The organism is Flavobacterium sp. DG1-102-2 (genome assembly GCF_033042555.1).
Taxonomy (GTDB): domain Bacteria; phylum Bacteroidota; class Bacteroidia; order Flavobacteriales; family Flavobacteriaceae; genus Flavobacterium.
In genome coordinates this window covers 175596-187889 of sequence record NZ_JAWLIK010000009.1, presented here as the reverse complement: position 1 = coordinate 187889, position 12294 = coordinate 175596, and the positions used below count along the sequence as shown (strand labels likewise).

The 12294-nt window shown below is 37.8% G+C and carries 10 protein-coding genes and 1 tRNA gene; 4 read left to right on the top strand and 7 right to left on the bottom strand.

What is annotated here, in order from left to right; genetic code table 11:
- Positions 1–232: 232 nt before the first annotated feature.
- The 5 genes from R1T16_RS13890 to R1T16_RS13870 all read right to left on the bottom strand — a co-directional run bounded on the left by R1T16_RS13890 (position 233) and on the right by R1T16_RS13870 (position 5572).
- On the bottom strand, positions 233–565 hold the full coding sequence (locus R1T16_RS13890; protein WP_317501717.1) for a hypothetical protein: 333 nt from the start codon (positions 563–565) through the stop codon (positions 233–235).
- Between the two features lie 96 nt (positions 566–661).
- Positions 662–1789, bottom strand: coding sequence for a T9SS type A sorting domain-containing protein (locus R1T16_RS13885; RefSeq protein WP_317501716.1), 1128 nt, complete (start codon positions 1787–1789; stop codon positions 662–664).
- A gap of 605 nt (positions 1790–2394) precedes the next feature.
- Positions 2395–3042 (bottom strand): hypothetical protein, encoded by a 648-nt coding sequence (locus R1T16_RS13880; protein WP_317501715.1) that lies wholly within the window; start codon positions 3040–3042, stop codon positions 2395–2397.
- A 144-nt stretch (positions 3043–3186) separates the two neighbouring features.
- Positions 3187–5064 carry a choice-of-anchor L domain-containing protein gene (locus R1T16_RS13875; RefSeq protein WP_317501714.1) on the bottom strand — a complete coding sequence of 626 codons (1878 nt, stop codon included), beginning with the start codon at positions 5062–5064 and terminating at the stop codon, positions 3187–3189.
- A 70-nt stretch (positions 5065–5134) separates the two neighbouring features.
- The gene (locus R1T16_RS13870) at positions 5135–5572 is read right to left on the bottom strand and encodes a retropepsin-like aspartic protease (RefSeq protein WP_317501713.1); all 438 of its coding nucleotides are present in this window, start codon (positions 5570–5572) and stop codon (positions 5135–5137) included.
- 98 nt (positions 5573–5670) lie between these two features.
- Between R1T16_RS13870 and R1T16_RS13865 the strand changes: the two genes are divergently transcribed.
- The 4 genes from R1T16_RS13865 (at position 5671) to R1T16_RS13850 (ending at position 8800) form a co-directional block, all read left to right on the top strand.
- Complete coding sequence (locus R1T16_RS13865; RefSeq protein ID WP_317501712.1) at positions 5671–6438, top strand: TatD family hydrolase; 768 nt, start codon at positions 5671–5673, stop codon at positions 6436–6438.
- A gap of 68 nt (positions 6439–6506) precedes the next feature.
- Complete coding sequence (locus R1T16_RS13860; protein ID WP_317501711.1) at positions 6507–7643, top strand: 1-acyl-sn-glycerol-3-phosphate acyltransferase; 1137 nt, start codon at positions 6507–6509, stop codon at positions 7641–7643.
- A complete protein-coding gene (locus R1T16_RS13855; protein WP_317501710.1) occupies positions 7633–8661 on the top strand; it encodes a type I asparaginase in 1029 nt (342 codons plus the stop codon). Before R1T16_RS13860 ends, R1T16_RS13855 begins: the two co-directional genes overlap by 11 nt.
- 51 nt (positions 8662–8712) lie before the next feature.
- Positions 8713–8800, top strand: a tRNA-Ser gene (locus tag R1T16_RS13850).
- 353 nt (positions 8801–9153) lie between these two features.
- Here the strand turns inward: R1T16_RS13850 and R1T16_RS13845 are convergent.
- Together R1T16_RS13845 and R1T16_RS13840 are read right to left on the bottom strand one after the other, a co-directional pair.
- The gene (locus R1T16_RS13845) at positions 9154–10944 is read right to left on the bottom strand and encodes an ATP-binding protein (protein WP_317501709.1); all 1791 of its coding nucleotides are present in this window, start codon (positions 10942–10944) and stop codon (positions 9154–9156) included.
- Complete coding sequence (locus tag R1T16_RS13840) at positions 10937–12211, bottom strand: SIR2 family protein (RefSeq protein WP_317501708.1); 1275 nt, start codon at positions 12209–12211, stop codon at positions 10937–10939. Before R1T16_RS13840 ends, R1T16_RS13845 begins: the two co-directional genes overlap by 8 nt.
- Between the last annotated feature and the right edge of the window lie 83 nt (positions 12212–12294).

Below are 12294 nucleotides of genomic sequence, written 5' to 3'. Positions count from 1 at the left end.
TACTGCAATTTGTGGGAGAGTATGTCGTCGCCTTTCTTTTGAAAACCCTATCCAAACAGGATAGGGTTTTTTGTTTTTATCAAGAGTCCGTTTATCCAATCAATACTATGGGTTTAGGGAAATGAATGCATAAAAAAAGCCTGTTCAATGTACTGAACAGGCTTTTTTAGGTTGTAACAGATTTAGAATACCATATCATAGGTATTTATTCTGGAGAAATCTGCTATCGCAGTTAACGAAAAGACGCGATAGTATACTCTTCGAGGTTTACTCCTAAACTTACCCTCACAAAAACAATCTCTTTTTTTGGAATGCTGTTAGTGTACTTCCATGGTGCTGCATAAGCGTTTTTATTGGCATGTGCCATCTTTTCGGTTAGAAAGTAAGATACTGTATACTCTGTAATATCTAATCCTTCAAGAACAACGTCGTTGTTAAGTGTGAGGTCAAACAAGGCAATACCGTCTTTGTCAGGGTCTGCAGCAGTAAGATTATGAGGCTGGCTTATGTTAAACCCCGCAGTACAGGTCTGTCTTGTGAAAAGCAGTTTGAATAACTTTTTCATGCGGGTAATGTAATACTATTGATGATGATTTTTAGGGATTTCGTGTAAACAAAAAAAGCCCGTCTTTTCAAACGGGCTTTACTTGGATTTATTACGTTATTTCTTAACTATTTTCATTGTTTTGTTATTACTCTCTAAATTGATCTTTAAAAAGTAAGTACCACTGCCGAGGTTTGAAAAATCTATTGCGGTATCTATCCCATTGACCTTCTGTTCGCTTATTTTTTGTCCGAGTGAATTTGCTACAGTATATGAAGAGATTAAACTCGTGCTTTTTATATTAAGCTTATCCGTTACAGGGTTAGGATAAAAGATAATCCCAGCAAATTCAGCATCATCCAGGTTTAGCAAAACATCATAGGCAGTAACTGCAAGGCGTTCGCTGCTTTCCTCTCCCTGTATGGTTTGAGAGGCATAATACGTCACTGCATTAATTAAAACTGTTGTGGCAGGCAGCGGTGTTTCTGTTTCTCCTGAATCGTTACCTGTGCCATTTGTAGGATACCACAATATGTTTTGGCCTTCTACATCTAGGTCAGCAAGCGTTTGCCCAGGCGTGTAATTCTGAATACTATCTCCTGTAGGGGCGGGAACAGAGGTGTAAACAACAATATCAAACGGTGCGGTAGATGTGCAGCCCGTAATAATGATCTCAAACTTAACATAAAGGGTCTGTGTAGTTGCCAGGAAGTTATTAGCATTTACAACAGGATTTGTTCCGCTCTCTGCATTACTCTGGCTTGTGTAATACGATATTTCAATTTCTCCGGTAGTGTCGCCATCAAGTGCAATATCGTTTAAAGCTGTAAGGTCTATCACAACATTTCCGTCAATCATGCCGTCATTGTCAGTGTAGTATTGGGTGGGAATTGTTGGTACTATCGGCCTTGGCAATACAGTAAGAGAAAATGAGGTAAGGGTATAGTTTGAGAAATCTGCAATTTCTGTAACTCTTGCAAATACAACAGCGCTTACAGAATGATATTGCTGTGGAGTATTAAGAGGGTTTGTACCAGTTTGGGCTGCTGATTGCATTTCATGATAGGTAACAGTATATTCTGCCGGGTTTAAGTCCTGAAGAAGATTTTCATTATTGAGCGTAAGGTCAAAATACCCAAAGCCGTCGAAATTTTCTTCGCAGACACTTAGATTATCCGGTTGGCCGATATTTGGCTGGGCATAAGCCATTAGCCCCGTAAAGAGTAAGAATAGTAGTTTTTTCATGGTATTGATGTAGATGGTTTTTTAAAAGATACATTATCGTGCAAAAGGTTGCGTATGCTCTATTAAAGCTGTATTACTATACCGATATCTTTTGTTCGTGTAGCGTCATCTGACCATGTGAAGTTTTTAATAAGGAAAAGCCGCCCTAAGCAACGAAGGGATAAAGTTTTTTTCATGATAAAAGGTTTAGTTTAAGTTTTTTACGAATTTTTTTTTGATGCATAAATGTTTACAGACACTCATACCGTTTTATCCGCGTACTACTAAAACAATTTATCATGATTTTACCCTACGTGCAACTGAGTTAATCTTACAAATTACTATGTTGTTGTAAAAAAAGGCCTTCGATTGGCGGAGGCATCTTGCCTGTTCTCAAAATGGAATAAAAATTACAAGACAAGTATTTCTAAATTAAGATAATCAACTCCAACTATTTTACTGAGATAAAAATTATCTTCCTCTACACTCAATGTATGTCTAAATAATCATATCTGCCATAATTACTCAAAAAGATTGCCTGTTTAAACCCATTTATACTTGTATTTAAAAAATAATTAATTGTAATCTTTAGAATGATATTTTATAATCTTTTTATTTTATACAAATTAATACAAATCCAATTTGCCTTCTAAAAGATCTATTAACAGATTTCTATCTATCATATTTATTTCAAAAGGATCATGAGTTATTTTATATAAATTGTTTTGCTCATCAATACCTATAAAATCTCCATCTTCAAGCTCTTTTAAATGATAATAAGCCCGATTATCTAATAGGGTAGGATAAATATCAGATTCAATAATAAGATCACGCTCATCGGCCGTTAAAAGAGACAAAACATTCGAATTATCTTCTCCAATAAAAATTTTGTGCATTAGTCTGACGTTTATATCACTACTGTCTAACTTATGTTTTGATATATTCTTATCAATCGAATAACCATTAATCACGCCAGAGCTTACATATATAGACACAGGTAAATACTCGTTTGTGAAAAGGTCTCTAATTAAAATATTTGAGAATTTATAATTTCTACCCTTTGCCCTGTAAAACCTCTCATATAATTTAGGGTCATATTTAAATCCAATATAGTTAGGGATATCACTTAATCCAATATGTACACCTGTAAAAAGTCCGCTAACTATTTGCTGATGAAATTTCACGTCAAATTTTTCAGGATTTTTCCCAAAAATTTTCCCTAAAAGTTCAATCTCCCAGGATTCAATTTTTTTTCTTCTAAACAATCCAAACATACGTATCAATCAAATTTATTGAGATTCAAATACCAAAGCAATTAAGCATATAAAAAGCTGCATTAAATTACAACGCAGCTTCTTACTTTTATATAGAGCATGAGAGTTTTAGTAAGCTCATAAAGCCATTCTATAACGCTTATACTACTCTTTTATAATTTTTACGGTTTTTGTTTTTCCCTGCGCAGTAATTTTCGCAAAGTAGATACCGTCGGCTAATTCTGAGATGTTTACTTGTGTCGTAGTAGTACCTATTGATTTACTTAGCATCAATTGCCCTACCATATTGGTAAAGGTTATAGTATCTATATCTGTTGTATTGCTAAAGTTGATAATGTCTTTAACCGGGTTAGGATAATATACAAGGTTATTCAATATGTTGTCGTTTAATCCCAGCAACACATGAACAGTTACTGCAAGGCGCGTTGTACTCTCAATACCATCAACAGTTTGCGACGCATAGTAGGTTGTTCCGTCTTGAAGAACTGTAGTTAACGGCAGCGGATCACTCAATCCTGTAGGCGGAGCCGGAACCGTACCATCATTATCATACCACTGAATGTTCTCGCCCTCTACTTCAACATCGGCTAGGGTGTCGCCTGCTTCAAAAGTCTGGTCGGTTTCTCCCGTTGGGGCGGCAGGCGCTTCCGGCGCAGGAGTAACGACAAGGTTGAAGCTGAATATGTCAGAACATCCGCTGTCAGTTTTATCTACGCGTGCATACAACACCTGCTCATTGGCATTTACATTAGTATACACTTCAAATGCAATTGGATTTGCAGCCGCCTGTGCATCGGCAAGGGTTTCATAATAAGTAATGGCATAAATAGAAGGCTGGCCTGTCTGGTTAGAGATTTCTTCGGTTACAACAGATAGGTCAAAAGCTGCATAACCATCATTGTTTTCGTCAGTAACCTTAAGGTCGCTAATCGCTATATCTAATGGCAGGCCTTCTCCGGCTTCAACTATGATTGATTTTGTCACGGTACATCCTGTTAATGCCTGTGTAACCGTCACTGAATATTCTCCAGATAGCATTGGTATAAGGCTGTTTTGCGTTTCTCCGTCAACAGCCACTTGATTAAAAGACCATTCGTGGGTATAGCCTTCGCCTAAATTTGTACCAAGGCTTACTCCTTCGGCAGAACAAATAGAATCGCCCATCGCAGTAAGTTCAAAATCACTAAAGCCCCCTATGTCAAAACTTCCCGCTTCAAAAAATACAGCAGAATCAAATAAAGGATCATTTTTATCGGCAATAACAATTTTAATGTGATATGTGTGTCCCGGCACTACAGCGGCCTGTGCAGTAAGTGTAGCAGATATTCCCCTATAGTTTACTGGTGCTGTGGCAGGGTCGTTAAAATAATAAGTACCGAAGAATTGCGGATTTAAAGATGGGCAGTTAGCATTGTAAATGTTGCTGCTTGTCGTGGCGGTTGCTATAGGTGTTACAGTGCCGGGTATAGTAGCAATGTTCATATACCCGCTGCCGGAAGTTAGGTCTTTTAGTAAAATGACCACGGCATCTGAAAAAGTACATTGATACTGGCCATACTCGTTAGAGGCAAAAAGATAATTAAGAGAGATCTCCTGTTTTAAAGGCACAAAGTCAAATTCCAGCGAAGACGCGTTTCTTGACGTGTAGGTACCTGAGGAATACCCGCCAACGGTATTCGTAAGATCTGCATCTCCAAGCCATTCGTTAGAGCCGCTGCTCACGCCGTTACCTGTAATGGGGCCTGGTGCGTTGAGCGCATCGCCGTTAGAAAGCATTATACCACTTGCAAAAGGAAACACAGCATCGTTTTTTTGGAATGAAGCTATGCCGTTTACAGAGGCATAGTCAGTTCCTGTTTTAGATGTGATGTTTGTGGCAGGATAGCATGATGTATTTAAAAGCACATCATTTACCAGCTGCTGCGCTGTATATTGATTAGTACTAACCGAGAATGGTGCTGTTTGTGCTAATGCTATAATTGGCAGCGATCCTACCAGCGCCGTGAGTAATAATTTTTTCATATAGTTAATTATTGGTTGGTAACCACTAAAGTATGAAAAAATTAACACGGAATTATCTTACCGCTATTCTTTATTTGAGATATACGCAATGATTATAATAATCTATAATCGCTTTGCCTTTCATTAGTATATCGGCGCCAATAATGCCATGCACGGGTTTTGCCTTATACTGCCTCAGCGCTTCGTTAACGTGCGACATATCAAAGATTACAAGCCCGAAATTTTTACTTCCCCAGCGCCCAAGTTTAAGCTTGTTGTTAACCGAAGTCTGCGTAAGCATCCCTATGCCCCCGGCACCTGCCGCCTTGGTATCAGAGTCGGAAGCAGACAGCTCAAAATGGGTTATGCCCTCAAAGCCTACACAACTGTTAGATGCTCCTGTATCGAGTATAAATTGACCTTCTATACCGTTTATCTTTCCTTTTATAAGTAAATGCTGGGTTTTAGAAAGTTTGAATTTTATGCGGGTGTAGCCTTTTTTTTGTAAGGTATCGTACAGGTTTTCCATTTTCAGGGTTTGCTTTATTTCAAAAATACTTCATTTTATAATATAATTAAGTTAAAAGCCATGCCAACTTTGTAATTTTACAGCCCAAAATTGCGATAATGACCTTTACCGATACCCACACCCACTTATACAGCGAAGAATTTGCCCAGGACCGCGATGCCATGCTGCAGCGCGCTTTTGATGCCGGCGTAACAAGGCTTTTTGTTCCGTCTATAGACTCTTCGTATACAGAGCAGATGTATGCCACAGAGAAACAGTACCCCGATAATGTTTTTCTTATGATGGGGCTGCATCCTACCTATGTAAAAGAAAATTACATGGAAGAACTGGCGCATGTTAAAAGGGAGCTGGCTTCGCGTAAGTTTTATGCCGTAGGCGAAATAGGCGTAGACCTGTATTGGGATAAAACGCGTCTTGCTGAACAGCAGCATGCCTTTAAGCACCAGATCCAATTGGCCAAAAAGTATAAGCTGCCCATAAACATTCATTGCCGTGATGCCTTTGATGAAACCTTTGAGGTGTTAGAGAGCGAAAAGGGCAATGATCTCTTTGGGATCTTCCACTGCTTTACCGGCGATTTTGAACAGGCGCAAAAAGCCATTTCCTATAATATGAAATTAGGAATAGGCGGGGTTGCTACGTTTAAAAACGGAAAGATAGACCAGTTCCTGGCAGATATCGAATTGAAGCACATTGTGTTAGAGACAGATTCTCCCTATCTGTCTCCTGTGCCGCACAGGGGCAAAAGGAACGAAAGCAGCTATACGGTGCTGGTTGCCCAAAAGCTGGCAGAAATTTATGGAAAGAGCATTGAGGAGATTGCTCAGATTACTACCCAAAACAGTAAAGATGTTTACGGTATTTAACAAAGAATATCCGTTAAATTCATTATTTTTTTGTTCATTTGTGAATTGTTTTAACCATTAAGAAGTACATGTCGAAATTTGATCATATAAGGCCTTTTTATGATAGTGAGGTTAACGAGGCGCTGTGTAGTGTAGTAGAACACCCTATGATGAAGGCGCTCATGAGTTTTACATTCCCGGATGTGGAAGAAGAGGTATGGGCTAACCAGTTAAAGAAAACACATTCTAAGAGAGATTTTCAGATTAATTTCATCTATAATGCAATCCAGCAGGTATTGCAAAAAAGTTCTGACGGGCTTACTACTTCGGGTTTTGAAAAGCTGGATAAACATACACCATACCTTTATATCTCCAATCACAGGGATATAATATTAGATACTTCGCTTATTAACGTCTCGCTTTACGACCACGGGCTCATCATGACTGCTTCGGCTATCGGTGACAATCTGGTTCAAAAAGCGTTCCTTCATACACTATCACGCCTTAACCGTAACTTTTTAGTGCAGCGCAGCCTTTCGCCAAGAGAGTTGCTGCAAAGCTCTAAACTTATGTCAGAATACATAGGGCAGTTATTGCTTCGCGAAAACCGGTCTGTATGGATTGCACAGCGCGAAGGCCGTACTAAAGACGGTAACGATACTACCCAGCAGGGTGTGCTTAAGATGCTTGCAATGGCATCTGACGAAGATAACCTGATGGACTATTTTAAGAAGATAAAGATAGTACCTGTTTCGCTTTCGTATGAGTATGATCCTACTGATATGCTTAAGATGCCGCGACTGATGGCAGAGGCTAACGACGAGGTGTACATCAAAGAAAAGAACGAAGACTTTAATACCCTTATAAGCGGTATCATGGGCCAGAAGAAACGCATACATATCTCTGTAGGCGATGTACTGGAAGTAGAACTGGATAAGATAAAAGACGAGTTTGACAACCAGAATAAACAGATACAGGCGCTGGCACAGGTATTAGATGATGCCATTATTAATATTTATAAGCTGTGGCCTACCAATTATATTGCTTACGACCTGCTTAACAACACAGACCGTTTTGCAGCTCAGTATACCGAAAAGGAAAAGATGCTTTTTGAAAGAAGACTGGAAATGAGGATTGATATTGAGAATAAGATAGTAAGAGAAGGCTTCCTGGCAATGTATGCTAATCCTGTGGTTAACAAAATGAAATACGAGAATGCTGTCTAAACCTACCATCTTGCTGGTGTATACCGGAGGCACCATTGGTATGGTAAAGAATTTTGAGACGGGCGCCCTTAAGGTATTTGATTTTAAAAAACTGCTGCAGCGCATACCTGAACTTAAACAGCTTGACTGTAACATACAAACGGTATCTTTTGACAAGCCTATAGATTCATCTAACATGGATGTATCAAAATGGGCCAAGATAGCGTCTATTATAGAAAACAACTACGATTTTTTTGACGGTTTTGTTATCCTCCACGGGTCAGATACCATGTCGTATTCGGCATCGGCACTTAGCTTTATGCTGCAAAACCTTAAAAAGCCGGTAGTCTTTACAGGTTCGCAGCTACCTATAGGCGATTTGCGTACCGACGCTAAAGAAAACCTTATTACAGCAATACAAATAGCATCACTTCGCCACAAACACCAGCCTGTAATACAGGAGGTATGTTTGTATTTTGAATACAAGCTGTACCGCGGTAACCGTACCACCAAGATCAGTGCAGAGCATTTTAATGCCTTTACATCGCCTAACTATCCTGCATTGGCAGAATCTGGCGTGCATCTGAAAGTAAGCAGCGAACAGCTCCTGGCTGAGAGTCCGGATAATGATTTCACAGTGAGTAAGGAGATGGATCCTAACGTGGTTATCGTCAAGATGTTTCCTGGCATAAGCGAAGCAGTTCTTGCAGCTATAGTTGCCATACCTGGATTAAAGGGTATGGTGCTTGAAACCTACGGAAGCGGCAACGCACCGTCTGAAGACTGGTTCATCAGCATCCTCAAAACGGCAATTGCAAACGGACTCCACGTGGTAAACGTGACGCAATGCAGTGGTGGAAGTGTAAATATGGGCCATTATGAAACCAGTACAATGCTCAAGGAAATAGGAGTTATATCGGGTGCTGATATCACTACCGAAGCTGCCATAACCAAGATGATGTACCTGCTTGGGCAGGACATATCAAACACTGATTTTAAGACACTTTTTGAGACATCGCAGCGGGGCGAATTGTCGTAATAATTTTTTTATATCCATATATAAAACCTATTTTTGCCCGCGAAATAACTTAGAGAGGTGGCCGAGTGGTCGAAGGCGCACGCCTGGAAAGTGTGTATGCTCCAAAAGGGCATCGAGGGTTCGAATCCCTTCCTCTCTGCAATATAAAGATTTATTAATCCCTATGAAGCTGTCATTCAGATTTTTAGGGATTTATTGTTTTTATATTTGTACGATTTCTGTACGGTTGGTTCGTGAAAATTAATTTCATTTTCAATTTCCTGCTTAATCTTATGTTGAACTAACAATCTTTCCTCTTTTGAAAAGATGGGGGGGGTGGTCGAAATTTTCTCTAATGCCCCATAGGTTTTTGAAGGGGGGGTACTCATATTTAACCACAGTAATTATATAAAAAACGTTATTATATATATTAGTAGGTATGACCTGCTATTAAAGGGTAGTAGCAAATCTACAAAAGTATGGTATATTAAGGTAGGTGCATATGTAGTAACATCAAAAAACTTTAGGAGTTTCAGAATCTGGTTTTACGTTTGGCTCAATCACTTTTATAATCATTGGCATCGGAAAGTCTACACCGGTTAGCAAAGCTTCGCCTGAACTTAATATTGGTAAAAAAGCCAATGAGCTTTTGTTAGCATCTGAGCATGCAAACTCTATAGCTTCTCGGTCTTGCTGATTAATCAAGCGATGTACAATAAATGTACCCATCTGGCTTAATACACCTCTTGGTATGTCTCTTGGCATCTGTGTCGATAGAACAAGGAAAAGTCCATATTTTCTGCATTCTTTTGCTATTCTTTCAAATGCATTTAATTCAACTTCTATAGAGTACTCATCCTTAATCTTTTTATTAAGAAATAGGTGAGCTTCATCTAAAAATAATAGTAGGCTTTTTTTATTCTCCCCTGTAGATTGGTTTTTAAATTTTTTGTGCAGAGAAGCCTCAAGTAATAGCCTGCCAATTGCATTTACTAAAATCTCTCTTAAATTATTTTCTGTTGAAACGTGTTCAACAGATAGAATCAGAATATTGGTTTCATCGTCAGGATTAATAAATTTTTCTACTTCACTAATTAAATCTGTTGCCCCTTCTTGTTGTGAAAAGCCAAACGCAGCAGAAAAACTCTTATTAGATAATGTTGACCTTATGCGTGAAATTAAGGAATGACAATTGCCTAAATCCCTATCGTTGATTGAACCAAATGAAGTTTCTGGTGGACGAGGGGAATCTCGGTTTGTAGGAAATTCATTGACACATTCAAGCTGAATTTGACGAGAGAGATGTTTAATATCGAAAAAGCATGTTTCTCTATTTACTTCAGGATACAATGTATAAACGAATGAAAATGCATTTCTTCTTCTAAACTGTTTCTCAAAACATACTGAGCTACCATTTCCGCCCGCATCAGTAAATGTCAAGACTTCAGTTACCGTGTTATGATTCTTTCTATCAGAATCGTCGTTATTAATAATATGTCTTAAACGAAGAGACCTTAGTGCCTCCTGGAACTTAGGTAGCTGTGTCTGTCCTGCCGGTCGAAACATAGCGATTAAATCTGACTCTTTTAAATTTTTATAATCGATGAAGACCTGATTTTCTGGGATGTTGAATGAAAGATATTTAATACCTGCATTGCCATTGCTTAGAGGTTTAAATTCGCCTGTAGCATCTATTAAGATTGCTTTACCGTTATTGGATTGTACTTCTTCAATCAATTTTGCAATTGTCCAACTCTTGCCTCCTCCCGTTGTTCCAACAACGGCACAATGTCTTCCGAAGAGAGATTGAGATGAGATATTAATTACATGAGAGGCATCTTTAGGTAATGTTGCTAAGGGAATATATACTGATTCGACTTTCTCTTTATTACCGAAATCTTTCATCAGAAAGTTTAAAAATTCATTAGAACAAAGAAACACTTTAGCACTGACAGGCGGTAATTCATTTAATCCTTTTTTCGCTTTCAGTATATAGTTATCAAAACAAAGTAATATCTCTATTTTGCCCTTCGGATGGAAAGATTGTTTTTCAAATTTATTTTCAGTTAATTCCAGTCTTTCATTTTCAGGCAGGGCAATTTCAGTAATCTTTCCCAAAAATCCATTTCCTGACCCTTCTATGATAACATATTCGCCAGTTAAAGCGTGAAAACTGTTATCAGCACTGTAGAATTTCTTTAGTAGCAATGATGAGGGAAAACTTACTTGTGTTACAGTTGGTGATACTGAAGTAACAAACCCTACAAATAGACTGTCAGAAAAAGGATTAGACTCTCTAAGCATCTGCGTCTGTATTAAGTTTCCTTAAGTTCTCATTTAGCTCAGTCAAAAGGTCGAACCTTTTGTGTGCATGATTTTCAGGGTAGGTGCTAACAAAGTCATCAAATGAATCCACAATTAAAGATACTCTGCTCTGTAGAGATGCTATGTGATGAAGTTCTTTTTGAGAATCTTTATCATTGTTAAGTAATGACGGGTAGGTAAAAGTTAAAAGATTTAAAGAAGGATTTTGTTTGAGAGATTCTAATATCACTGATGATATATGCTTATCATAGAAACTAAACCCGATAGTTATTAGAAGAGTGTTTTCAGTTCTTAATGCTTGTTGAAAGCGAGCCATCATTTCGAAATATGGTTGCTCATATGAATGTTCAAATTTACTGTCTTGAGGGAAAATCATAACACGATTTTGTACAGGGATTGAATTTTCTTCAGACTGTATAACTCTTCCTGATTTTTGTTCCCAATTTAAAGAGCCATGCATTTTAAAAAGATAGAATAATCGTGATATTATATTATCTCTCTTATCTTGCCGATTATGCCTCGTTTCAATTATGTCATAATCATAGTATTTTCCATTGAATTCTCTTGGGTTTGAAAAGGTGAAACCATCCATAATCGTAAGCATTTCTTCACGTGCTGCCTGTTCAAATAATGTGTCGTAATTTGATGTGAATAGCTTAACTCTTGGGAATTTTTGAGGTCTCAAGGTTATTTTTCGTAAAAATTCTCTATGTGAGGCAGCTGTAGGTAATTCTAAATTGCATTTGTCAGCGATAAAGCTTTTTACGGTATCAATTTCGGTATTCAATGTTCCTTTTTCGACTATGTTTTTCATGCCGGCTAAAGAAAGTAGAGCTTCTAAATCATGTATTGATGAATCATGCCCAGTTTCAGCAATTAATTTATCTAAGCAATCCTTATGTTCATCGTTAAGTGATGACCAAAGACCTGCCATTGTTAATCCCTTGTTATCATTACCAACGTTTACTGATGAACCTGCTCCTGTTAGAAAAACTATATTTTCAATTTCACCATATTTATTCTGAATAAGATTTGTGTAAAATTCTCTCTTAGCTTTATTTGCTAAAAAATAAATAGCAACCTGTTCGCCATCTTTTTCAATAAATCCATTTGCACTATCATATTGCTTGATTTCACCACCACGATTTATTATTGCTGAAGTATAGATTCCGTAGTCAATAGAATCGCCTTCTTTGTAATACTCGACTTTAATTGTGAGTTTCTTATTTTTAATTATATCGGGCATATGAATATCTTGTTAATTTTAGCTAAGATATTGAAATTTAGATAGAGATAATGAATTGTTCTTACAAAACAGTTTACATGATT